Genomic DNA, 21,935 nt, shown 5'->3' with positions numbered 1-21,935 from the left:
TTACCTGCTATAGAAAAATATTTATTTTCATGGTAAAATATGCGAGGATAACTATTGTTTTTTGAAAAAAAGAACGATATAGGCACGATATGGAGGCTGAAGCTGTGTTCGAAATGGATGATAACTTTGAGGAACTCGCAAAGATCATCGTTGTCGGTGTGGGCGGCGGCGGCGGTAATGCGGTAAATAATATGATTGACTCCGGTCTGCAGGGCGTTGAATTCGTTGCGATCAATACGGATGCACAGGCTCTCCTGAAGGCGAAGGCTGCAGTGCGTATTCAGATCGGCGGGAAGAGCACGCGCGGACTTGGAGCGGGTGCACGTCCCGAGATCGGCGAGAAGGCGGCGATGGAGAGCCGCGATCAGATTGTCGAAGCTCTGCGCGGCGCGGATATGGTCTTTATCACTGCCGGTATGGGCGGCGGTACAGGCACGGGGGCTGCTCCTATTGTCGCCGAGTGTGCGCGTGAGCTCGGTGCACTCACCGTTGCTGTTGTGACGCGGCCTTTCTCGTACGAAGGCATGACACGTGCGCACAATGCGGACTTGGGCATTACGAATCTGCAGCAGCACGTTGACACGATTATTACGATTCCGAACGACCGCCTCATGAAGATCATCGACAAGAGTACGCCTGTTACCGAGGCGTTCAGTAAGGTCGACAATGTGCTCTGGCAGGGGGTCAAGGGCATCACTGATCTCATCACGAATCAGGGTGTCGTTAACCTCGACTTTGCGGACGTTCAGACGACAATGGCAAATGGCGGCGCGGCGATCATGGGCATCGGCGAGGCACGCGGCGAGGGTGCCTCCGTTGCGGCGGCAAAGGCGGCGATTGAGTCGCCGCTGCTGGAGACGAGCATCGAGGGCGCGACCTCCGTCATTATGAACTTCACAGGTTCGAAGAATCTCAGTATGTTCGAGGTCAATGAGGCATCCGAATGGCTGAACAGTGTCATCATGAATGCGACGAACGGACGGCAGGCAAATATCATCTGGGGCATCGGTGTTGATGAGAATCTGGAGGACAGCGTGCGCGTTACTGTTGTAGCGACGGGCTTTGGCCTCACAGACAACGGAATGGGTGGCATTGCCGAGCCGGATCTTGGACTTGGTGCGGACTGGATTTCCATGCCGGGCATGACCAGTGCGCCTGCGCCCAAAGCGTCCCCTGCCCAGTCGGCACAACCGACACCGCCGCAGGCACAGGCACGTCCCGCTGCAGCGATTGTTCCTCCAAATCTTGGCACTACGGCAAACAACCGCCGTATGAATGTTGTAGAGACGAATGCGAGTTCCAACGGTACGGATATCATTGATATTCCCGAGTGGATGCGCCGCAGATAAATACGAATGCGACAAATAAAAAACACCGCATCGCGGTGTTTTTTATTTGGAGATACTACCCCTCGAGGTCGGGGCGAAGTCTTGCCGCTGCACGCAGATAGACGTGGTGAATGTCGTTCTGCGCTGCGTCCGTGTTGACAAGGAGAAGGACGCGGATGCAGCGCGGCAGGCTGTTGTCGATAGCGCATTGGCGTGCGTCGAAGAGGGGGACAAGGTCAAAGCCTGCAATATGGCGCACGCCTGTCGTCGGGAATGCCGCCGTCAGATCCTCGGTGGCACTGAAGATCGCTGCGCCAATGTCAGCAGGAGCAATATCATTGGCATGCAGAATCTCCGTCATTAGTTCCTGTGTTGCCTGCCAGATCTCTTCTTTGTCATTGCGCCCGACGGTGATGGCGCCGCGTATACCGCGCATACTCTACACTCCCTTATGGATGTTCCAGATCAGCCGAATACTCAGGATGAATGCGATGAGATAGCCAAGGATACCGAGAATGGGGATGCCGCTGAGCTGCGGCTTCATATCTGTTGTGCAGATCGTGCTTGAGGCGATGAGGAGGGCAGCGCACAGGAGGGCGATGATGAGCTTGTTCATCATCTTGTCGAGGCGTTGGACGGGTTCTTCCGAGCCCGTGAGATCGATGTTGAGCTTTGTCTGCCCGCTCATCGTCATCTTGAGAAGGTCGGCGAGCTGTTCGGGGATCTGGACGGATTTGCGCAGGAGCATGATGCCCTCCTGCTTCGCCTTTGTCATCCCCTCGCGCCACGTCATGCCCTGCACGATGCCGAGGGAGAGGCTGCGTGCAAAGATCTCGAGAAAGCTGACTTCGGGGGCATAGCGGCGCATGACGATTTCGACCGTCATGACCCCGCGCGCAAACATGGCAAGCCCGCTCGGACAGCCGATGCGGTGCATACGCAAAATGCCAAGAATCTGATTCGTCAGCACCCCCATGTGTACGTCGGTGAAGTCGAGAGAGCCGTACTGCTCCATCATTACGTCGATGTCCTGATAGAGCTGCGCGTGGTTGATGCGTCCCTTGACGATGCCGAGGGCGATCACAGCTGCTTTCATTTCAAATGTGTCATGGGTCGCGAGCGCGAGGATCGCACGGCGCAGAGCCGTGCGGTCACGGTTGCTGAGACGGCCCATCATACCGAGATCGAGCCAGACAATCGTACCGCCGCGCACACGAATGTTGCCGGGGTGGGGGTCTCCGTGGAAGAATCCATCCTCGATGATCTGCTTTGCGTAGTTCTCGCCGAGCCGTCGACCGATCTGCGTGACGTTGACACCCATTGCGTGCAGGGCATCGGTCTGATCAAGTGGGATACCGTCGATGTACTCCATGACGAGAATGTGCTGGGTGGAGAGGTCGCGCAGGACGCGTGGGCAGGAGATGAAGGGATTGTCGCGGTTCAGATGCGCAAACTCCTCGATGTGTCCCGCCTCGATGAGAAAGTCCATCTCCTGCTTTGCAATGTTCCACATCTCGTCCATGAGGGTGCGGAAATCCACAACATCGTCACGGCTGACCAGGCGTATGATGGTCGCAGCACGCTTCATGAGCGTAAGATCCATGCGCATGATCTCGTGGATGCCGGGGCGCTGTACTTTGATGACGACCTCCTCGCCCGAGGTGAGGGTTGCACGGTGCGCCTGTGCGATGCTCGCAGAGCCGAGCGGCGTGCTGTCAATCGCGCGGAATACCTTGTTCCAGTCGCGTTCGTACTCCTGCTCCACGATGGAGAGGATGACGGGGAAGGGGAGGGGACGTGCGCCTGTCTGCAGTTTCATCAGTTCGTCGCAGTACTCGGTTGGGAGAAAGTCGGGGCGCATACTCATGATCTGTCCGAACTTCACAAAGGTGGGACCGAGATCCTCGAAGATGGCGCGCAGCTTCGCAGGGGTCAGACCATGCACAATGTCGTGGCGGCGCAGAACGGTCACCATCTCGCGCAGGCGCAGGGCAGCGTTCTTGTTCTCCGTACCTTGTAAGAGTGTGCCAAGCATGATCTCACCTCCTGCATTACCGCCGTATTGGTTGTGATGCCGTCCCTCGCAAACGCTTAGTTACGCAAGCGGTCGGGCACTTATCTGCCTAAATACCTGCGGATTCCAAACGCGCTTCGCTTGAACGAATAAAATCCGCAGGGGGCAGAACGTGCCCTTGTTTCCGCTTGCTTCACTAGGGTTTGCTACGGGACTGGCATCATGCACATCCACGCAATTTACACTTATTCCGCCGCTTTGTACTTCTCCGCAAGCTGCTGCTTCACGGTCTCGTTGCTGAGGAATTCGTCGTAGGTCGAGATGCGGTCGACGACCCCGACAGGAGTGATCTCGATGATGCGGTTCGCAACGGTCTGCGTGAACTCGTGGTCGCGCGAGGCGAAGAGAATCGTGCCGCCAAAGGCCATCAGCCCGTTGTTGAGTGCAGTGATGGACTCGAGGTCGAGGTGGTCGGTCGGCTCGTCAAAGAGCAGGACGTTCGCGCCTGAGAGCATCATGCGTGAGAGCATACAGCGCACGCGCTCGCCGCCCGAGAGCACCTCGGCGCGCTTCTGGCTCTCTTCGCCCGAGAAGAGCATACGCCCGAGAAAGCCGCGCACAAATGTCTCGTCCGGGTCTTTCGAGTACTGACGCAGCCAGTCGACGAGGTTGAGTTTCACGTCATCGAAATACGAGCTATTGTCCGACGGGAGATAGGTTTGCGTGGTCGTGACACCCCACTTGAACGTACCTTCATCCGCTTCTTCTTCGCCCATGAGAATTTTGAACAGCATGGTCTTTGCCGCGCCGTTGGGACCGACGAAGGCAACCTTATCGCCCTTCTTGAGCGTAAAGCTGACATTCTTGAAGAGCTGGCGGCCGTCGATCTCCTTCGAAAGCCCTTCAACGGTGAGTAGCTGATCTCCCGCCTCGCGGTCGGGGGTGAATGCAATGTACGGATAGCGGCGCGTGGACGGCTTGATATCGTCAAGCGTGATGCGGTCGAGCAGCTTCTTGCGTGAGGTTGCCTGACGCGACTTCGACGCATTTGCCGAGAACCTCTGAATAAAGGTCTGGAGCTCCTTGATCTTCTCCTCTTTCTTCTTGTTTGCATCCTTTGCCATCTGGAGGGCAAGCTGACTGGACTGATACCAGAAGTCATAGTTGCCGGCAAAGAGCGAGATCTTGCCAAAGTCGACATCGCAGATGTAAGTGCAGACCTGATTGAGGAAGTGACGGTCATGAGAGACCACGATGACCGTGTTCGGGAACTCACCGAGGAAGTTTTCGAGCCAGTTGATCGAGCTCACATCGAGGTGGTTCGTCGGCTCGTCGAGAAGCAAAATGTCGGGCGAGCCGAAGAGTGCCTGTGCGAGCAGGACGCGCACTTTCTCCGAGGGGGAGATTTCGTTCATCTTGAGCGTGTGCTTTGCGTCGGGCACACCGAGACCGTTGAGCAGCTGTGCCGCCTCCGTCTCCGCGTTCCAGCCGTCGAGTTCGGCAAACTCTGCCTCAAGCTCCGAGGCACGCATACCGTCCTCGTCGGAGAAGTCCGGCTTTTCATAGAGTGCATCCTTCTCGTCCATGATCTCCACAAGGCGCGGATGTCCCATGATGACCGTGCGCAGCACCTCGACCTCGTCGTAGGCATAGTGATCCTGCTGCAGAACAGCGAGGCGTTCGCCGGGGGTGATGTCAACGATGCCACCCGTCGGTTCGATCTCGCCCGAGAGGAGCTTGAGGAAGGTGGATTTTCCTGCACCGTTCGCGCCGATGATACCGTAGCAGTTGCCGGGCGTGAATTTCAGGTTGACATCCTTGTAGAGGACGCGTTTTCCAAACTGCAGGCTCAGGTTGTTGACTGTTATCATGCTTTCCGTTCTCCTTCTCTAGTTGCGCAGGATTGCGCGAAACATCGACAGGATGCTCTGACCGTACGAGTCCCCGGGAACTGCCCAGCGTCCGTTGAGATCTTGCCAATTCCCAAGCGTGTTCGTTCCGTAAACATTTCGTACGAGGTCATATCTGGGGTCAACCACGGGCTGAATGGGCTGACGCGTCGACGCGTATGCGAGACAAATGCTGGATGTGCGCGCGCACACCAATGCGGGAGTTTGCAAAATATGCGCCCTTGACCGTTGCACTCGTTGTGCCGAGTCCACAGTAGTTGTTCTGATCGGGGGTTACCGTGCCGCCGTAGCGGAAGAATCCGGTCTCCTTGAGTGCCTGTGCAAAGGCAACATCGGGGCGGATGCCCTCGCGTGTCCCTTCCTCGTAGTAGTAGGCGACCAGTTCGCGCGGTGTGACGGAGATCGCAGGATATGGATTCACACTGAGGAGGTAGTTTACGCACTGCTCCTGACTTGCGAGCGGTGTACCGATGATGGCAGTGTCATACTCCGAGAGCGTCTGTGGAACGCTGAAGAGTGGCTTCTGATTCTGTTCGAGTTCCGCCGCCTTCGCCTCTTTCATGAGTGCATCGATGCGCGAGCGGAAATCATTGCTGTCCGCGTCCGCAGTGCCTCGTTCTGTGCGGATCTTTGTGCTCGTTTCAGGATCGTGTGTACGGCGTGCCTCGCCGTTCGTCATCGTCAAAATGCAAAGCCCCATCAGGGCAGCGGCAAGAGAGCCGCGCAGAAGAAAATCCTTTCGCAAAAGATGAACCTCCCAAATTTATTTTTGAGGAGCAAAACTCCCTATTGTTTCAGCAGGAAAAAAACGGAAAACAGGACAGTCAGCCCCCATGTCATGCGCGGGACATATTCCCCGCGCGCTGCCGTGAGCAGTGTCCATGTGAAGAGAGCAAGCGTCAGCCCCGTCTTGATATCGTATGCAGCGAGAATAAATGTTGCAATCACAGCTCCCTCACGCATGGAAATATTCGCAGTGGATCTCAGCATCCGCAGACCGCGTACGAGCAGCATTAGTCCCATGATGGCAAGTGCAATTGCGGGCACAGCGGGGAAATCTGCGAGTGCCGTAAGAAGCGGTGCACAGGGCAGAAGTGCAAGCAATAGGAGCGCAGAAAGCAGGGCAGTCCGTGGAATGCCTGCAATACGGCGCGGCTCTTTTTCCGTCGGCAGAGCGGCAGAGATCGGCGCAGCCGTCAGCGGAAATGCACCGATGAGCGCCGCACAGCTGCTTACGGTAAAGAGCCCTGCAAGGAGGTGCGTGTCTTTCGTTGTGTCTGTCTGCACCGCAAGTACTGCCGTATTTTCGATGAGGAGTGCGAACAGAAGAGTCAAACCGAGTGACGCTGCCGTGCACAAATCCGTCTGCGGAAGTATCAGGACAAATGGCAGAGAAATGACATCGGGTGCGAGAAATGGCGCAGCGGGGATCTCCCAGAAACCCTCCGCCCATGTCAGAAGGGCAATGAGCAGCATGCCGAGCGGCAGGGCTGCGTGTACCGACCGTGCGTACAGTACGAGTACGAGCAGTATGCCCGCAAGCGTGAAGTAGGTGAGCGGATCACTGAGCGTTCCGCCCATCGTGAGTGCCCACGGAGATGGGAGCAAGATACGCGCATAGAGCGCCGAAGTTATGAGCAGTGTAAGACCAAGACCCGCCACAAGTCCTATGCGGACAATCGCAGGCAGTGCATACACCAGTCGAGTGGTGTATCTCATGTACGTGAGGAGAGCGCCGAGCAGTGAAACAATAGCTGCTATGCCCAGAATTTCCTGCCATGCCATGCCATGCGCGATAATCTCCTCGTAGACCAGCCAGCTGATGATAGCCGGAGATGGGAGTGTGAGCAGCGTATGTCTTTCGCGCGATGCCGTAAGCGTTCCAAGGATACACACAATGACAGAGACCGCGTACGTCGCAGCAAAAGGAATCCCCGCACGTGCGAGTAGCGAGGCTGTCAGCACGAGGGTAAGCGCGGCGACGGAAACGAGTATGAACGCACGACCGAGTGCGGTGTGCAGTTTGTCCTTTTCACCGTCCATATCGGCCCTCCCGTGTACACCAAAGCATTTTTATTTTATCACAAAATAAGTGATTTAGAAAGAGCCCCTTTAATTTCAAGGGCTTAGAAGACAACAAGGAGCATTTGTCTACAACTTGTCTACAAAACTACTTGCCTACAATCTCACCGAAGAGGCGGGCTGTCTCCTGCATCATATGTTGGTAACCATACCGCCGCATATGAGTGTCTCTGGGTTTATGGGCTACTTGAAAAGTAAAAGCAGCTTGATGGTGTTTGACCGACACACGAACCTGAAGTACAAATACGGGAATCGACATTTTTGGTGTCGCGGATATTATGTTGATACTGTTGGGAAATATGAAAATGCAATCAAGGATTATATCAAGAATCAGTTACAGGAGGATATTATGGCAGACCAATTAAGCCTAAAAGAGTTTGTTGACCCGTTTACGGGTAGCAGGAGTGAGAAAGGCAAATAAAAATGCCCCCGAGTAGGGGGCTGCCCGTGATAATAGTGTGGTTGTCAGAACCCATTCGGTGCACCTTTTAAGGTGCTACCACAAGTATTTGGCCCTTATAGGGCCTGTTCAAACCACCAGTTCAACTGGTGGTTTTGATTTTATAAATTTACATATGCATTGACACTTGTTTCAATGCAGGTGCGATAGAATTCCTTTCCAAATTGTGTTGGAACTATGGTATACTGAGTGCGTTGCCTCCTCCATACCGGCACGGGAAGGAGGTGTGTCGAGTATGCTAATCTCGTTTTTACTCTCCGTCCTGGCGGGGATAGTCTGCCACTATCTCTGCAAATGGCTTGACGGATGAGAAAAAGGCAACAAGCCTAGGCGTTAAGCCCGCCTGCACAATGGGAATAGAAAAGCCCCCAAGCTGGAACCTTGGGGGCTTTTCGTGTGTCGTAATGCTAACCTCGTTTGCCAAGCACATTATAGCACAAGTCCCCAATGAGATGCAAGTGATGCGTTGCAGTACAGATCGGGCGGACTCAACCCCAGTCAATATCTTCCATTCGTACCGTGCGCCCCTCCTTCAGATCGCGCTCGGATTCCTCCAAGTCCGCGCGTTCGGAGGGGGTGAGTTTTGTAAAATCAGGATCCCATGCAAGGACAAGACGACGCAGAAGTTCGTATGCGAGTCCCTGTTCTGCCTCTGGCAGTGTGTTATACATCGTCAAAATTTCCTGTTCCTGTGTGGTCATGATTATCACCTTCCTTATTTGTAAATCCCGTCACGTGCACCAATATCTCTGATGTAGAGATAAGTCTCACCGTTTTCTCTTTGTAGATAACTGTAGACAACCCGATACTTTTCGATGCGCAGACGGCACGAGGCCGGCTTCCACCCCTGCAATACCTTTATATCGCCGATGGGCGGCTGCTGCATTAAGCCGAGGATTCCCGCCTTGATGCGCTCGCACGTGGGACGATCGGCGGATTGCAGAAACTTCGCTGCAGAGCGTGAAAACTCTATGTCCATATAATCTCCTTCTTGCGGCGCGAATTAGGCAATCTTCTCCACTTCAATGGGCCTGCTACACTCATAAAGATGCTCTGGTGCGATATCTACATAATCGTTCCAAATGACTGTGCCGTACGCCGCCCTTGCTCGTAGGAAGAAGGGGAGGCTTTTGGGTGAAGATTGGCTTCTCAAGCGGGGGACGGGTGTCATAAATGCGCTGCGTGCCGTTCGTAAAGGTAATAAGCAGGGTGTAGTCCTCTCGTGCTGTTACGTCCTCAACAATCCATACAGGTTATTTCATGGTGCTACTCCTTTCTCTAGTGGAGCGGGTCAATCTTGTAAAGTGGCTGTTCACTCATGGCAAGCTCCCACTTGGCAAGAAGCTCGTCGCGGGATAGCTCTGTCCACGCCGCAATCAGCTTGAGCTATTTGCGCGGCATATCGCTCTCAGTGAGGTCGCCGTCCATGTTGGATACGGCGTGATACCCTTGATAGGTCGCGTGGAAATGCGGCGGATTGTGCTCGTTGTTGTTGTACATACGAATGATGATTCCGAAGAACATTGAGATTGTCGGCATAACATAAACTTTTAATTGATTTATAATAAGGGCAGAAAAAATGAAGGGAGGAACGGGGAGTGAAAATTAGCTTGAAAGTCGCCCGTGTAAATACCAATCTGACACAGGAAGAGGTTGCGAGACTCTTACGTAAAAACAAACAGACTATTGTCAACTGGGAGAACGGGAAAACGGTCATTGATGAGGGGAACTTCACAGCATGGTGCCAGTTCTACAAGATTGACAAAGACTGTACTTTTTTGCCTACGATATAAACTTTAAGTTTGAAAACAATCGCGAGAGGAGGTGAGGGGATGAATGATAAGGAGCTGGCACAGATTTGTATACCTGTTATCGCGTTCATGAAAAAGAACTGTACGCCACATGACATGCTAATCATAACGAGCACACAGTTCAAGGTTATTACGGAGACCGTATCAATTCTTATCAACGAATGCGATAAGTCGGAAAGCGGTCTTTCAGACGTTGATGGACAAACTTCCCTTTTGACGAAGCATTCAGAAACTCGTTAAAGAGAACTTCTGACGTGCCGGTGTATTGGTAAGCATAACCGTTATGAAAGTGGACTTCAATAACACCATTCTGGTAGCCGATAGAGGCGACATTGGAAGATGTAACAGGGATCATGTTCATAAATTCACCTCCTTTCATGAAAAAGAAAGGGAAACTATGGCAGATATGCAGCTGCTCAAAGCAAAGCTGAAATACAGCGACCTGACTTATCAAACGGCAGGAGAGATCATTGGGGGTGGACGTGATACGTTCTATCGAAAGATGCAGGAGGACGGTGCAGGATTCACCGTTGAGGAGGTTCGGAAGCTGATGGACGTTATGCAGTTGAACAAAGAAGATGTGTAGAACATATTCTTTGCAACATGTTGATATTTTACAACATGTTGATGAATAAATCAAGCGTTCCCACAATATGTGGTATTAATAACAACTGCGAGAGGAGGAGAGGCTATGACGATCGACAAGGAGCTTCTCATGAGCTTCAATCCACTCTTCATGCCTTTGAGCACTGCAATGGTAGTTTTCGTACAAAGCTGTGCGTAGGGGCGGCATGTACATCTCTCGCGCTATGGCTTGCGTATGTTTTAGGCTACTGAGGCTGATGTCGCGGAATGCTTCGTAAAATTTCTCGGGTGCATGAGCATAATCTTTATTTCTGTTATCATGTTCAAGCATATCAAGAAATGCCTCATAAAGAGCAGGGTAAAGCTGCAATACTTCGTCGTCCCAGTATTCCAGATTGTGAGAGATCATAGGATACTCCTTGATCAATGTGGTCTTTGAAAACCTCTTGTATCAGTTTCCTATGTGTCACGTTTTCTTTTTTACTGCCTGTTGCACTTAGATTGTAAATTCAAGCAAAAAACAACATGAGAGACAGCGCAATGTGCGCTGTCTCTCATGTTGTTGTCTACACTTGTCTACAATTTACCTACAAAATACCATGATTCGTCCTCTATATTGCTATTTCGTCTTTGTGTAAAAATCACGATGTTATTCCCGTGAAGCCTTGTTATTACTGGGGTTGCAAATTTGTTGCTTTGCTTTCTATATCGTCTCCTTACATGGAGTTCTGTTTTTATCACAAAGAAGAAAATTTCACAAATCAGAATGATTGCTTCCATAACAAAAATGGCGTGCTGCGTGAAGTTTACGGTTTCGTACAGCCCCTCAAGAGAACATCACATCATTCCATATAGATGCGCGAGACGTGCTTAGAGACGAGGCAGAGCACTTCGTAGCTGATCGTGTTTGCCCAGCGGGCAAGATCATCCGCCGTGAGCGTGTCCGAGCCGAAGAGTGTCACCACATCGCCGAGCTTTGCCTCGGGAATGTCCGTAATGTCGATCATGCACTGATCCATGCAGATGCGCCCTGCAATCGGTGCACGTTTGCCGCACACCTCCACGCAGCCGCCTGCGTATGCACGCAGATAACCGTCCGCGTAGCCGACTGAGATCGTTGCGATACGACTCTCGCGCTCTGCGATAAAATTGCGTCCGTAGCCGATGGATGTGCCCGACGGGATGGTTTTGATGTAGACAATGCGTGCGCAGAACTTCATCGCGGGGCGCAGGTCCAACGGATGTGTGACTTCATCCGAGGGCCACAGTCCGTATTGGAGGATGCCTGCACGCACCATGTCGAAATGCACGTCGGGCAGATCGAGGATCGCTGCAGACTCCGCGATGTGGCGAATCGGAATGTGGATGTCTGCCGCCTCGATTGCCTCGCACGCCTCTTGAAAAAGGCGGATCTGTTCCATCGTAAAGGTTTTGTCTGTGATATCCGCAAGTGCAAAGTGGGAGAAAATTCCCTCAAGTTCGATGCCCGGCATTGCTGTGATGATGCGTGCAAAGTGCACGGCATCCTCGGGACGTACGCCAATGCGACCGAGACCTGTATCTACGGCGATATGTACTTTGACCTTTTTTCCCTGTGCGACCGCCTCCGCAGAGAGTGCCTGTACGAGGTCGAGGCGGCAGACCGTCTGTGTGAGCCCTGAATCCACGATGTCAAAGGAGCTGTCCGGCTTCGTCAGCCCAAGGATGAGGAGCGGTGTGGTAAAGCCTGCCTCACGCAGCTTTAGTGCCTCGGAAATCGTCGCGACAGCGAGATACTCCGCACCTGCCGCAATCGCCTTGCGTGCGACGGCAATCGCGCCGTGCCCATAAGCATCCGCTTTGACGACCGCACAGAGCACTGCATCTTTTCGCGTATGTCTGCGAATTTCTTTGTAGTTGTGGGCAATCGCTCCAAGATCGATCTCGACCCACGCCGCACGACTTGGCATAGGGCACATCCTTTCGCTTCTACTTCTGATTTAGTGGTATCATTTTAGCGTATGCAGGTGATTTATGCAATGTATTCTTCTTTCTACTTTCTACTGTCGGCAACAGAAAACAGCCCGTCCATAAGGACGGGCTGTTTTCTGTTGCCGTATGAAACTTATTTCTTGCTTTCCCAACAACGATGCGAGGGGGCATAGGCGTTGTAGAAGAAGAAACCGAGAACCATGAGCACAATGAACGTGATGTTCGTTACGAGGGAGAGTGCCCAGATGAGGTAGAGGAAGACTGCCATACCGATCGGAGCGAGCACATAGAGCATCGGGAACGTGAACGTGCGCGGCAGATCGGGGGAGTTGCGGCGGAGCGCAATCAGTCCGACAAAGACGATGAAGAATGCCGCGAGAACACCGGTGTTCGCAAGCTCGACGATGTAGAGCATCGGGACGCAGCCTGCGATGAAGGCAATGATGACGGAGCCCACGAGAGTGATGAAGTACGGCGTGCCGTATTTCGGGTGGATATTCGCCATTGCCTTCGGGAGGAAGCCGTCACGCGACATCGCATAGAAGACGCGCGCCTGACCGAAGATGTAAACGATGAGGGTCGTGATCATACCGAAGAGGATACCGACCGTAACGAGGTTTGCAAATCCCGGGTAGCCGATGAGTCGGAGGCAGTATGCCACCGGGTCGGCACGGTCGAGGTCTGCGTAGTTGACCGTCGCCGTGAGGACGAATGCCACAACGGCGTAGATGCAGAGACAGACAAAGACCGATGCAATGATGCCGATCGGGAGACTCTTCTCGGGGGTCTTGCACTCCTCGGCGGAGGTTGCGACCGTATCGAATCCCATGAAGGAGAAGAACACAACCGCTGCGCCTGTCATGATGCCGGCAGCACCGAACGGGAGGAACGGATCCATATTCTTTGCGATGTCCATATGGGGCGTTGTTACGACGATGTACCCGACAATCGCGCACAGCGTGAGCGAGATGAGGATCGCATTGAGGCGCGAGCTCTCCTTCGTGCCGTGGGCAAGAATAACGCCGATGAGGAGAGTAATGATGACAGCGGGGAGGTTGATGATACCACCCTCCGGCGCCGTTGTGAGGAGTGCCTTCGGTATCTCCATCCCAAGGGACGCCATCATTCCTGAGAAGTAGGCGGAGAAACCGACGGCAACCGCACTCGCGGTAACAATGTAGCCGATGATCAGAGACCATCCGCACAGGAACGCCATGCCCTCACCGAGGGATGCGAACGTATAGGCGTACGCACTGCCCGCAGCGGGGATGAGAGAGGCAAGCTCGGCGTAGGCAAGTCCGACGAGCATACAGAGGAGACCTGCGGCAACGAAGGATAATACAATACCAGGGCCTGCGTAGCGTGCGGCACCGATACCGGTCAGAACGAACACGCCCGAGCCGATGATGCCGCCGATGCCAAGGAAGGTAAGGTCAAGGGTGCTCAGCGTGCGTTTCATTCCGCTGCCTTCGCGCTGCGCACTGAAATCCTCCAGTGTTTTTTTCTTAAAGAACATACAAAAACCTCCAAGCAAATCCTTTCAGTTTTTATTTAAGGAATCGCTGATAAAATGAAGCCCGTCAGATTGGTGTAGATTTTTTGTCCTGTCAAGGAGACAAACCGGACGCATAGCAAGGGCTATGTGGAGGATTTGTTGACGATGGCAGGGCGAAAAAGATGCGCTAAGATGGCGTGGCTGAAATTATCAGTGCTTCCTTAAGAAAAGGGGGCTGTTTCACGGCACATATGGAAGCATATGGGAGTGAAACAGCCCCTCAGCAGTCAGAGAAAAGAATTACTTAAGGAACTCATCGATGGGCTTGAACGGGAGGTTCAGAGCCTTTGCAACCGCCTCGTTCGTGAGGTGGCCGTCGATGGTGTTGAGACCGTACTTGAGACCCGGAACCTGCTGGAGAGCAGCCTTGTAGCCCTTCGTTGCGATGTCAACCGCATAGGAGATCGTTGCGTTTGTGATACCGAGTGTGGACGTACGGGAAACAGCACCCGGGATGTTTGCGACGGAGTAGTGGACGACGCCATGCTTCTCGAACGTCGGATTTTCGTGCGTCGTGCAGTGATCGCAGGTCTCGATGGAGCCGCCCTGGTCGATTGCAACGTCGACGACAACGGAGCCCTTCTTCATCGTCTTGATCATCTCCTCAGTGACGAGGATCGGGGTACGAGCGCCCGGGATGAGAACGGAGCCGACGAGGAGATCTGCCTCCTTGACCCACTTTGCGATGTTGTAGCTCGAGGAGTACTCGGTGACGATACGGCCGCCGAAGATGTCATCGAGCTCACGGAGACGCTCGATCGAAAGATCGATCACCGTGACGCGTGCGCCAAGACCGACAGCGATCTTAGCAGCGTTTGTGCCGACGTTGCCGCCGCCGATGATGACGACCTGACCGGCGGAGACGCCTGCGATACCGCCGAGCAGAACGCCGCTGCCGCCGTAACGGCTCTCAAGGAACTGTGCACCGATCTGAACGGACATACGACCTGCAATCTCACTCATCGGAGCAAGCAGGGGGAGACCACGGCCATTCTTGCCGAGAACCGTCTCATAGGCAATGCCGACAACCTTCTTCTTGAGAAGAGCCTGGGTGAGGTGGGGCTCAGCTGCGAGATGGAGGTAGGTGAAGAGGATCTGTCCCTCGTGGAAGAGGTCATACTCGGATTCAAGCGGCTCCTTTACTTTAACAATCATTTCAGAGCGATCAAACAGAGCCTTCTTGTCCGAGACGATCTCAGCGCCGACAGCCTTGTAATCGGCATCCGTGAAGCCGCTGCCGACACCGGCGCCCTCTTCGATGAGAACCGTGTGACCAGCACGGCGCATCGCCTCGACACCCGAAGGGGTCATACCGACGCGGAACTCATTGTTTTTGATTTCCTTCGAAACGCCAACAATCATGTTTTTTTCCTCCTACTACAGATAGATAAAAATACAGAAGGTTTGAAACGGCTAGGGGGATTTCTAAAGGTATACCCTGTTTGAGATTTTATTATAATTCAGACACTTTTGTCAAGTAGTAAAAGTGATTTTTTTCACGCCAAAGTCCTTTCTTATCCCCGCAACTCCAGATACAACAAGCAAATACGAGCATTCCTAAAATTTATAAAAATTATGATTCTATCAGCGCCCTCTATATTCTTTTGCGATAATGAGGCAGAAAACCATCTGTATGGAAAATATCAGATGGTTTTCTGTTCGTATGCGTTACTCCTCTGCTGCACGGCGTGCAAGGATGGCATCAATCTCGCGCTGCTGCTGTGTCTCCATGCGCTTCTGGATGAAGATGTTCGGGATGGAGACACCGACGACGACGGCGAGGATGATTGTGACACCGTCGACACCGAACCGCAGAGCCTCGAGCAGTTCCTCGACGGAGATGGTCTGAATGTGGAGAACTGCGAAGAGGAGGCGGTAGAGGAGGACGCAGGGGATGAGGGGGATGACGGGCGGGATGATGAGCAGGGTATTCGGCGTGTGGACGATGTGGATGACCTTGAGTGCGGCGATGCCGACGACGGCGGCGGCGGCAAAGGAGCCGATTGCTTGCGGCAGCCCGAACTCGAGCATAAGGACGTTGCGGATGAGCATAGTGACGATGCCCTCGACGGCAACGATGGCGAGCAGCTTCTTCGGTGTGTTAAACATGACGGAGAAGCCGCCCGCCGCGAGGATCGCGGCGAGTGCCTGATTGAGGTAGGTGTCTGTCGGCTGTATGTGTACATCAGAGATGTTGTGTACGCCCGCAACGAGGATGGCAAATGCGATGCCGAAGGTCATGCCGCCGATGATGAGCATGGTGTCCATTGCACGCGTCATGCCGGAGGTGGTGAAGCGGTTCAGCAGGTCGCTTGCGGCGTTGATGGACGGGAATCCCGGCATCAGGAAGATCGTACAGGCGACGAGTGCGTACCACATGGTCGGCAGACCGAGTGCCGCAGGGATTGCCCACGCTCCGAGCGTAGCGACAAAGCCTGTAATCATGGCACAGGCGTACGGATTAAACGCATATTTTGTGCTTGTACGGTGGGCGATAAAGCCCATAAGTGCCGCAATGGTCGCGACGAGTGCCTCGATCCAGCTGCCGCCGAAGAGCTTGCACGAGCCTCCCGAGCCGACGGCGGCTCCGAGTGCGATGCCCCAGTCGGGATAGCAGAGGGCTCGTTCACGGATACGGTTGATTGCATTTTCGATCGGTGCAAGCGGCGTATTGCCGCGCAAGACGCGCCATGTGAGCTTGCTGACGGCGGCGATGACGGCGAGGTTGACCCCGTGTTTCAGACATTTGCGGAACTGCGTGAAGGAACGCTCGCCGTCGCTGACACAGAGCATGAGTGTCGTATAGGTGACATGTGATTGGATTTGTGCAGCAGGAATACGCAGATGGACGGCGGCACGCCGCATATCGCGTACAATGCGTGCGCAGTCCGCCCCGTTCTCCATGAGTGTCTGTCCAATGTCGAGCAGGATCTTCATCTTGTGGTTCAGCATTTTATTGCTGTCCTGCGATGCATTTTTGATTGCTTCGATTTCCATAATTCCCCCTATAGCTTTCCCATCTCTGCATATTATACCACAGTCCGCCGTGTGCGTGAAATGGAGGAATGTGAAGGGCATATAAATTTTCCCAATAAAAGAGGCTGCCCTTTCAAGAGCAGCCTCTTTGCTCACGCGGGATTCAGCATTTGATGCCGGAGCCCTTGCGTGCGTAAAAGACATAGGTTATGATAATGGTGATGACGGTGAAGGCGATGAGGATGTAGAACGCGGGGATAACACTGCCCTGCGTGCTGTACGCCCAACCGAAGATCTTTGGAATGAGGAACGCGCCGTAGGCTGCGATCGCCGCCGTGAATCCCGTGACGAGCGAGGCGTGCACGGGGCTGTCAAAGACGAATGGGATCATGCGGAACGATGCCGCATTGATGAACCCCGTCGAGAAGAAGAGGACGAGGAACGAGCCGAAGAAGAGCGCGAAGTTGTGCGCCTGAATGCCGAGCATGGTGACGACACAGGCAACGAGCATGAGGAGCAGTGAGTAAAACGTGACCTTCGAGCCGCTGTTGACCTTGTCCGAGACCCAGCCGCCGATGGGGCGTACGCCCGCGCCGATGAACGGACCGAGGAACGCTGCATAGGCAAACGAGACCTCGGGGAACTCACGGTTGACGAGAAGGGCGAGTGCTGCGGAGTAGCCGATGAACGAGCCGAATCCGCAGGTATAGATGACGGTGATGAGCCATGTGTGCTTGTTGCCGAAGATCGACATCATGCTGCGCGGGCTCTGCTTCGGGATGGGCAGGTTGTCCATGAACATCCAGACGAGGATGAGGGTGAGTGCCGTCGGAATCGCCCAGAAGTAGCAGACGTTCTGGAGGTAGACCTCCTTGCCCGCCGCGTTGATGAGCGGCGCACCGAAGAGCCCGCCGAAGCTCGCCCCGAGGAGCATGGGCGCAGTCAGATAGATGAGCGAGACGCCAAGATTGCCGATGCCTGCGTTGATGCCGAGGGCAAGTCCCTTCTGCGACTTCGGGAAGAAGAAGCCGATGTTTGCCATCGACGAGGAGAAGTTTGCGCCCGCAATGCCGATACCCGCGACGAGCATGACAAAGGTGTCATAGGTCGTGCTCGTGTCCGTGAGGGCATTGCCGAGCCCGATGAGCGGAACAAGCAGGAGGGCGGTCGAGAAGAACGTCCAGTTGCGTCCGCCGACCATGGCGGGCAGGTAGGTGTAGACGAGACGCCCCGTTGCGCCGACAAGACCCGGCAGTGCTGCGAGCGTGAAGATCTCGTTGTCCGTGAAGTGAAAGCCCACCTGATTGAGCTGAGCGGCGATGGTCGCCCACATCGTCCACGCGACAAAGGCGAGGGTCAGTGCCCATGTGGAGGTGTAGAGGTTCTGCTTTGCGACGCGCTCGCCGTATTTTTTCCAGAATGCCTCGTCCTCCGGATTCCAATGCGCGAGGATGTCGCGCCGTGACGGATTCTCGCCGAGCACAGCGAGGATGTCCTTGCTTTCCATTTGCATCTCTCCCATGATGATTTCGTGAAGCTCCGAGGGGATTGTGCCTTATCAGAGTTTCCTATAACGTTGATACAAAAAAATTATAGTGAAAAATTTTTCGCTTGGATGTGACCGATGTCACAGGTTTTTAATAGTTTTTTCGATAATATTAAAAAATACAATGGACATTCTCTATAGACAGGAATGGAGGAGAGGTTCGTGGACCAGGAGGCGCTCATTCGGGAGATGATGTCGATCCCGGGGAAGGTGATATCGCTGCACGATGGGGCGTATCTGTTTCGTGAGGGCACATCGGCACGCTATTTCTACATTGTGCGCTCGGGGCATATTTTCATTGTGAAATACGGCGAGTCCGGACGCGTGCTCGCCCTGCGTCTGGCGACGAGAGGGAGCATCATCGGCGAGCTGCCGATCTATGAGGAAGAGCCGACCTACATCTTCAGTGCGGTCGCGCGCAGTGCTGCGGAGGTCTATGCGATCGAGTTTCCCGTCCTGCAGGCGTATCTGGAAAAACATCCGCATCTCTCCATCGCACTGCTCAAGCTGATCGGTATGCACATGCGCAAGCAGCACCTGAAGTTCCGCGACCTCGTGCTCTACGGGAAGAAAGGAGCACTCTACTCGACGCTCATCCGCCTCGCGAACAGCTACGGGATGGAGACGGAGGAGGGCGTTCTGATCTCCGTACCGCTGACGAATCAGGAGCTCGCGAACTACTCCGCGTCGGCGCGTGAAAGCCTGAACCGTATGCTTGCCGATCTCAAGAAAACAGGCGTGATTGCCATGCGTGGGCATCTCATCCTCATCAAGGACATTGATTTTCTAAAAAACGAAATCCACTGCGAGAACTGCGGCAGGGAGATCTGCAATATCGAATAGAAAAAGCACCTCCATGAGGTGCTTTTTCTATGTATGCGGAATTGCGACATGCCGTCGCTCACCGAGGCGATAGCGCGCACGCCCCGCGGTGAGGTCGGTGAGTGCGCGTTGGTGGGTATCGATGTCGCCCGTCGGTACGAGCAGTGAGAGCGTCACCGTGTCTGCATAGTCAGCTTCCTCCGTCAGCAGCTGTGCCTCACGGACATAGCATTCGACGACGGCAAGGAGATCATAGTCAAGCCGGACGTACATCGTTTGCAGTGGGGTCATACGGACCTTTGCCGCAGCATCCAGTCCAAGGCCCGCCGCATGAGCATATGCGCGGATGAGGCCTCCTGCACCGAGCTTGATCCCTCCGAAATAGCGAACGACGGCGACGGCGGTGTTCGTGATGCCGCGTGCCTTGATTGCCTCGAGGATAGGACTGCCCGCAGTCCCGCCAGGCTCGCCGTCATCACTCGAACGCTGACGGTCGGAATGCACTCCGAACACCATTGCGTAGGGGACATGGCGCGCCTCATAGTGTTCCTTCTTCACGCCCTGCAGCCATGTACGCACCTCGTCCTCATCCTCTGCGTGGATGACGTAGGCGAGAAAGCGCGACCGTTGGATCTCGTATAAAACGGGGGAGACACCGTCCGTCGGTATCTCCCCCGTGATAGTCGTATAGGCTTCCATCGTCATTTGTTCTTGCGGTTGAAGTAGTCGACGATGCCCGCATCAAGCAGGATGTAGGTCGGCCCTGCACTTGCCGTCAGTTCACCCGCCTGAAAGATCGGGCAGACGAAGCCGCGCCCGCCGAGGAAGTAGTTCGTTGGGACTTCGCGGACGGACTTCTCCGGCTGAATCGGCGTATTGCGTCCCTGTTCGTTGTAGAGATGCCCGCTGACTGCCTCGCCGTCGAGATCGGACGGGGTGACATGGACGAAGAACGCGAACGGCAGACGCTGCCCGGTCTTTTTGTAGTAGACGAAACCGTAGTCATGACGCGTGGGCTGATTTGCACGCAGCGCATAGCGCAGATCCGTGAACGTCACAGACAGGAAGTTCTCGTCATCCAGATGCACGCGGTAGCCGAGTTCTCCGCGATAGAACGCACCGCTCTCATAGTCTGCGCGTACGCGTGCGGCAAGAGTCTCGATGTCGGCGTTGATGGGGGCTGCAACGACACCATCTTCCGCCGTGAGAATGGGATAGGCGATGGAGAGGTTCGTTGTCGACTCACGATGTTCGGTGACAGCCGCGCCCGCCGTACCTGACATAATGATGACAAGGGCGAGGGCGAGCAGCAAGGCTTTGAATTTCATAATACAAGCTCCTCCTTTGTGTAGCTGGTAAAATGATAATAAAAATTTACGGCTTTGTCAAATAAATCGTAGTAATCCATGCGCTCTTGTAGTATGATGAAAGCACAATTTTTCGTGTGGAGAAGTGGGAAGAAAGGTTGTGTTACAAAGCCTATGGGCGAATCGACAATGAAACGGAAGCTGAAGCACCGACATCTTCAGTTCATCTCTCTCGGCGGCGTGATCGGGAGTGGATACTTCCTCGGGACGGGCTATGTGCTCGAACAGGCGGGGCCTGCCGCTGTGATTTCCTACCTGCTTGGGGGCATTATTGTCCTCGCGGTTATGCTCTGCCTTGCCGAGCTCGCGGTAGAAAAACCGCTCTCCGGCTCGTTTGTCGTCTATGCGCGCGAGAACATCTCGGCGACGTGGGCGTGCGGGGTCGGATGGTCATACTGGGTGACATGGGTTTCCTATGTGCCCTCGGAGATGATTGCCGCCGGAATCATCATGAACGGCTTCTTCCCGGAGATTGGAACGGTTTGGTGGGCGGTATTCTTTGGTCTCATCGTCACCATCCTCAATCTGTTTCGTGTCGATAAATTCGGTGAGAGCGAGTTTTGGCTCTCGCTCATCAAGGTGACTGCACTCGTCGCCTTTAGCGTGGTCGCATTGCTCATCTGTCTCGGGCTCATCGGAGACGAGGGCTGTATCGGGACACGCATCCTGCTCGGCAGCGGTGGCTTTGCGCCGAACGGATATTGGAGCATTGTGCTTACGATGGTCATTATCCTTGTGAATTTCCAAGGGACAGAGATCATCGGTCTTGCGGCAGGGGAGACCGCTGATCCCGCGCGCAGCATTCCGACGGCGGTGCGCAACGTGACGTGGCGGATCATTGCCCTCTACATCATACCGATCACCCTGCTCATCTCGATTCTGCCGTGGGATCACGCCTCGCTGGAGGAAAGCGCGTTTGCGGCGGCACTCACGGAACATGGATTTTCACATCTCGGTGCGCTCTTTTCGTTTGTTGTGCTGACGGCGGCGATCTCCTGCTCGAACTCGGGGCTCTACGGCGCGGCGCGTACGGTACACGCGCTTGCAACCATGGGCATGGCACCGCGTGTACTTGAGGGCCTGAGCAAGAAAGGCGTCCCCTCGCGTGCCATCTATGCCTCCATCGCATTTTGTTGGGGCGTGATCGCCATCTATGCGATGAATCCGCGCGGTGAGCTCTATACCTATTTGCTCGCGCTCTCGGGTTTCTCGGGTGCCATGGCATGGATCTCGATCTGCTGGAGCCAGTACCGCCGCCGACGCAAACTTGAGGCGGAGGATGCGGTCTCACTCCTGCGCTACCGTATGCCCTTCTTTCCGTATGTGACACTGTTCGGCATCTGGGCACAGGTCTTCTGCCTCTCATTCATGCTCTTTGTGCCGGAGCTGCGCTCAGCACTCTATCTCGGTGTGCCCATGCTCGTTGTCCCGATGATTCTCTACAAATTCTTGCGACGGTGACAGTAAGGTGTTATAATCGGATTAAAGCATTTTGGATGGGGAGGTAG

The 21,935-nt window shown here is 54.4% G+C and carries 22 protein-coding genes and 2 pseudogenes; 7 read left to right on the top strand and 17 right to left on the bottom strand.

The window, feature by feature from the left end:
- Window positions 1-89 precede the first annotated feature (89 nt).
- On the top strand, window positions 90-1,349 hold the full coding sequence (gene ftsZ / locus HMPREF9334_RS06725) for a cell division protein FtsZ (RefSeq protein ID WP_211204849.1): 1,260 nt from the start codon (window positions 90-92) through the stop codon (window positions 1,347-1,349).
- A gap of 55 nt (window positions 1,350-1,404) precedes the next feature.
- Here ftsZ and aroH read toward each other — a convergent pair whose 3' ends face one another.
- The 5 genes and pseudogenes from aroH to HMPREF9334_RS06700 form a co-directional block, all read right to left on the bottom strand.
- Window positions 1,405-1,764, bottom strand: a complete 360-nt coding sequence (gene aroH / locus HMPREF9334_RS06720) for a chorismate mutase (RefSeq protein WP_006692724.1) — start codon at window positions 1,762-1,764, stop codon at window positions 1,405-1,407.
- A 3-nt stretch (window positions 1,765-1,767) separates the two neighbouring features.
- The gene (locus tag HMPREF9334_RS06715) at window positions 1,768-3,363 is read right to left on the bottom strand and encodes an ABC1 kinase family protein (RefSeq protein WP_006692723.1); all 1,596 of its coding nucleotides are present in this window, start codon (window positions 3,361-3,363) and stop codon (window positions 1,768-1,770) included.
- Window positions 3,364-3,587: 224 nt separating this feature from the next.
- Entirely contained in the window at window positions 3,588-5,213 is a 1,626-nt protein-coding gene (locus HMPREF9334_RS06710) for an ABC-F family ATP-binding cassette domain-containing protein (RefSeq protein ID WP_006692722.1), read from the bottom strand.
- Window positions 5,214-5,231: 18 nt separating this feature from the next.
- Window positions 5,232-5,997: pseudogene (locus HMPREF9334_RS06705) on the bottom strand (glucosaminidase domain-containing protein).
- 41 nt (window positions 5,998-6,038) lie between these two features.
- Window positions 6,039-7,295, bottom strand: a complete 1,257-nt coding sequence (locus HMPREF9334_RS06700; RefSeq protein WP_006692720.1) for a hypothetical protein — start codon at window positions 7,293-7,295, stop codon at window positions 6,039-6,041.
- Window positions 7,296-7,461: 166 nt separating this feature from the next.
- On the opposite strand from HMPREF9334_RS06700, the pseudogene tnpA reads away from it, so the two are divergent.
- A pseudogene (gene tnpA, locus HMPREF9334_RS06695) lies at window positions 7,462-7,755 on the top strand (IS200/IS605 family transposase); the annotation flags it as partial.
- 527 nt (window positions 7,756-8,282) lie between these two features.
- Here the strand turns inward: tnpA and HMPREF9334_RS06685 are convergent.
- The 3 genes from HMPREF9334_RS06685 to HMPREF9334_RS12590 form a co-directional block, all read right to left on the bottom strand.
- Complete coding sequence (locus tag HMPREF9334_RS06685) at window positions 8,283-8,495, bottom strand: hypothetical protein (protein ID WP_006692718.1); 213 nt, start codon at window positions 8,493-8,495, stop codon at window positions 8,283-8,285.
- Window positions 8,496-8,509: 14 nt separating this feature from the next.
- Entirely contained in the window at window positions 8,510-8,773 is a 264-nt protein-coding gene (locus tag HMPREF9334_RS06680) for a type II toxin-antitoxin system RelE family toxin (protein WP_006692717.1), read from the bottom strand.
- A 407-nt stretch (window positions 8,774-9,180) separates the two neighbouring features.
- Window positions 9,181-9,333: a DUF4160 domain-containing protein gene (locus HMPREF9334_RS12590; RefSeq protein ID WP_006692716.1), complete on the bottom strand. Its 153-nt coding sequence runs from the start codon at window positions 9,331-9,333 to the stop codon at window positions 9,181-9,183.
- Between the two features lie 59 nt (window positions 9,334-9,392).
- Between HMPREF9334_RS12590 and HMPREF9334_RS06670 the strand changes: the two genes are divergently transcribed.
- Entirely contained in the window at window positions 9,393-9,587 is a 195-nt protein-coding gene (locus HMPREF9334_RS06670) for a helix-turn-helix domain-containing protein (protein WP_006692715.1), read from the top strand.
- A gap of 172 nt (window positions 9,588-9,759) precedes the next feature.
- Here the strand turns inward: HMPREF9334_RS06670 and HMPREF9334_RS11695 are convergent, their stop codons facing one another.
- Entirely contained in the window at window positions 9,760-9,966 is a 207-nt protein-coding gene (locus tag HMPREF9334_RS11695; protein ID WP_006692714.1) for a KTSC domain-containing protein, read from the bottom strand.
- A 36-nt stretch (window positions 9,967-10,002) separates the two neighbouring features.
- Here HMPREF9334_RS11695 and HMPREF9334_RS06660 point away from each other — a divergent pair, with 36 nt between their 5' ends.
- Window positions 10,003-10,191: a hypothetical protein gene (locus HMPREF9334_RS06660; RefSeq protein WP_006692713.1), complete on the top strand. Its 189-nt coding sequence runs from the start codon at window positions 10,003-10,005 to the stop codon at window positions 10,189-10,191.
- 75 nt (window positions 10,192-10,266) lie between these two features.
- Here HMPREF9334_RS06660 and HMPREF9334_RS06655 read toward each other — a convergent pair whose 3' ends face one another.
- From HMPREF9334_RS06655 to HMPREF9334_RS06645, 3 genes are all read right to left on the bottom strand, one after another.
- A complete protein-coding gene (locus HMPREF9334_RS06655; RefSeq protein ID WP_039957400.1) occupies window positions 10,267-10,599 on the bottom strand; it encodes a hypothetical protein in 333 nt (110 codons plus the stop codon).
- 433 nt (window positions 10,600-11,032) lie between these two features.
- Window positions 11,033-12,139, bottom strand: a complete 1,107-nt coding sequence (gene alr, locus HMPREF9334_RS06650; RefSeq protein ID WP_006692712.1) for an alanine racemase — start codon at window positions 12,137-12,139, stop codon at window positions 11,033-11,035.
- A gap of 155 nt (window positions 12,140-12,294) precedes the next feature.
- Entirely contained in the window at window positions 12,295-13,677 is a 1,383-nt protein-coding gene (locus tag HMPREF9334_RS06645) for an amino acid permease (RefSeq protein ID WP_006692711.1), read from the bottom strand.
- Window positions 13,678-13,755: 78 nt separating this feature from the next.
- Between HMPREF9334_RS06645 and HMPREF9334_RS12585 the strand changes: the two genes are divergently transcribed.
- A complete protein-coding gene (locus HMPREF9334_RS12585) occupies window positions 13,756-13,881 on the top strand; it encodes a secretion protein HlyD (RefSeq protein ID WP_245535245.1) in 126 nt (41 codons plus the stop codon).
- A 75-nt stretch (window positions 13,882-13,956) separates the two neighbouring features.
- Here the strand turns inward: HMPREF9334_RS12585 and ald are convergent, their stop codons facing one another.
- The 3 genes from ald to HMPREF9334_RS06630 all read right to left on the bottom strand — a co-directional run bounded on the left by ald (window position 13,957) and on the right by HMPREF9334_RS06630 (window position 18,205).
- A complete protein-coding gene (gene ald, locus HMPREF9334_RS06640) occupies window positions 13,957-15,078 on the bottom strand; it encodes an alanine dehydrogenase (protein ID WP_006692710.1) in 1,122 nt (373 codons plus the stop codon).
- 306 nt (window positions 15,079-15,384) lie between these two features.
- Window positions 15,385-16,713, bottom strand: a complete 1,329-nt coding sequence (locus HMPREF9334_RS06635) for a threonine/serine exporter family protein (RefSeq protein WP_006692709.1) — start codon at window positions 16,711-16,713, stop codon at window positions 15,385-15,387.
- 142 nt (window positions 16,714-16,855) lie between these two features.
- On the bottom strand, window positions 16,856-18,205 hold the full coding sequence (locus HMPREF9334_RS06630) for an MFS transporter (RefSeq protein ID WP_039957398.1): 1,350 nt from the start codon (window positions 18,203-18,205) through the stop codon (window positions 16,856-16,858).
- A gap of 195 nt (window positions 18,206-18,400) precedes the next feature.
- Here HMPREF9334_RS06630 and HMPREF9334_RS06625 point away from each other — a divergent pair, with 195 nt between their 5' ends.
- Complete coding sequence (locus HMPREF9334_RS06625) at window positions 18,401-19,081, top strand: Crp/Fnr family transcriptional regulator (protein ID WP_006692707.1); 681 nt, start codon at window positions 18,401-18,403, stop codon at window positions 19,079-19,081.
- A 27-nt stretch (window positions 19,082-19,108) separates the two neighbouring features.
- Here the strand turns inward: HMPREF9334_RS06625 and HMPREF9334_RS06620 are convergent, their stop codons facing one another.
- Both HMPREF9334_RS06620 and HMPREF9334_RS06615 read right to left on the bottom strand, forming a co-directional pair.
- Window positions 19,109-19,765, bottom strand: a complete 657-nt coding sequence (locus HMPREF9334_RS06620) for an IMPACT family protein (RefSeq protein WP_006692706.1) — start codon at window positions 19,763-19,765, stop codon at window positions 19,109-19,111.
- Window positions 19,762-20,388 (bottom strand): hypothetical protein, encoded by a 627-nt coding sequence (locus tag HMPREF9334_RS06615; protein ID WP_006692705.1) that lies wholly within the window; start codon window positions 20,386-20,388, stop codon window positions 19,762-19,764. Before HMPREF9334_RS06615 ends, HMPREF9334_RS06620 begins: the two co-directional genes overlap by 4 nt.
- Window positions 20,389-20,541: 153 nt before the next feature.
- On the opposite strand from HMPREF9334_RS06615, the gene HMPREF9334_RS06610 reads away from it, so the two are divergent.
- Window positions 20,542-21,888 (top strand): amino acid permease, encoded by a 1,347-nt coding sequence (locus tag HMPREF9334_RS06610; RefSeq protein ID WP_006692704.1) that lies wholly within the window; start codon window positions 20,542-20,544, stop codon window positions 21,886-21,888.
- Window positions 21,889-21,935: the final 47 nt, after the last annotated feature.

This window comes from Centipeda infelix ATCC 43532 (assembly GCF_000234095.1).
Classification (GTDB): Bacteria; Bacillota; Negativicutes; order Selenomonadales; family Selenomonadaceae; genus Centipeda; species Centipeda infelix.
This window is presented reverse-complemented; position numbering and strand designations above follow the sequence as displayed.

What these genes read in the sequence shown, in the direction of transcription:
- ftsZ (WP_211204849.1), top strand. Translation starts at nt 90, where the DNA reads ATGGAGGCTGAAGCTGTGTTCGAAATGGATGATAACTTTGAGGAACTC.
- aroH (WP_006692724.1), bottom strand. Translation starts at nt 1,764, where the DNA reads ATGCGCGGTATACGCGGCGCCATCACCGTCGGGCGCAATGACAAAGAA.
- HMPREF9334_RS06715 (WP_006692723.1), bottom strand. Translation starts at nt 3,363, where the DNA reads ATGCTTGGCACACTCTTACAAGGTACGGAGAACAAGAACGCTGCCCTG.
- HMPREF9334_RS06710 (WP_006692722.1), bottom strand. Translation starts at nt 5,213, where the DNA reads ATGATAACAGTCAACAACCTGAGCCTGCAGTTTGGAAAACGCGTCCTC.
- HMPREF9334_RS06700 (WP_006692720.1), bottom strand. Translation starts at nt 7,295, where the DNA reads ATGGACGGTGAAAAGGACAAACTGCACACCGCACTCGGTCGTGCGTTC.
- HMPREF9334_RS06685 (WP_006692718.1), bottom strand. Translation starts at nt 8,495, where the DNA reads ATGACCACACAGGAACAGGAAATTTTGACGATGTATAACACACTGCCA.
- HMPREF9334_RS06680 (WP_006692717.1), bottom strand. Translation starts at nt 8,773, where the DNA reads ATGGACATAGAGTTTTCACGCTCTGCAGCGAAGTTTCTGCAATCCGCC.
- HMPREF9334_RS12590 (WP_006692716.1), bottom strand. Translation starts at nt 9,333, where the DNA reads ATGCCGACAATCTCAATGTTCTTCGGAATCATCATTCGTATGTACAAC.
- HMPREF9334_RS11695 (WP_006692714.1), bottom strand. Translation starts at nt 9,966, where the DNA reads ATGAACATGATCCCTGTTACATCTTCCAATGTCGCCTCTATCGGCTAC.
- HMPREF9334_RS06660 (WP_006692713.1), top strand. Translation starts at nt 10,003, where the DNA reads ATGGCAGATATGCAGCTGCTCAAAGCAAAGCTGAAATACAGCGACCTG.
- HMPREF9334_RS06655 (WP_039957400.1), bottom strand. Translation starts at nt 10,599, where the DNA reads ATGATCTCTCACAATCTGGAATACTGGGACGACGAAGTATTGCAGCTT.
- alr (WP_006692712.1), bottom strand. Translation starts at nt 12,139, where the DNA reads ATGCCAAGTCGTGCGGCGTGGGTCGAGATCGATCTTGGAGCGATTGCC.
- HMPREF9334_RS06645 (WP_006692711.1), bottom strand. Translation starts at nt 13,677, where the DNA reads ATGTTCTTTAAGAAAAAAACACTGGAGGATTTCAGTGCGCAGCGCGAA.
- ald (WP_006692710.1), bottom strand. Translation starts at nt 15,078, where the DNA reads ATGATTGTTGGCGTTTCGAAGGAAATCAAAAACAATGAGTTCCGCGTC.
- HMPREF9334_RS06635 (WP_006692709.1), bottom strand. Translation starts at nt 16,713, where the DNA reads ATGGAAATCGAAGCAATCAAAAATGCATCGCAGGACAGCAATAAAATG.
- HMPREF9334_RS06630 (WP_039957398.1), bottom strand. Translation starts at nt 18,205, where the DNA reads ATGCAAATGGAAAGCAAGGACATCCTCGCTGTGCTCGGCGAGAATCCG.
- HMPREF9334_RS06620 (WP_006692706.1), bottom strand. Translation starts at nt 19,765, where the DNA reads ATGACGATGGAAGCCTATACGACTATCACGGGGGAGATACCGACGGAC.
- HMPREF9334_RS06615 (WP_006692705.1), bottom strand. Translation starts at nt 20,388, where the DNA reads ATGAAATTCAAAGCCTTGCTGCTCGCCCTCGCCCTTGTCATCATTATG.
- HMPREF9334_RS06610 (WP_006692704.1), top strand. Translation starts at nt 20,542, where the DNA reads ATGGGCGAATCGACAATGAAACGGAAGCTGAAGCACCGACATCTTCAG.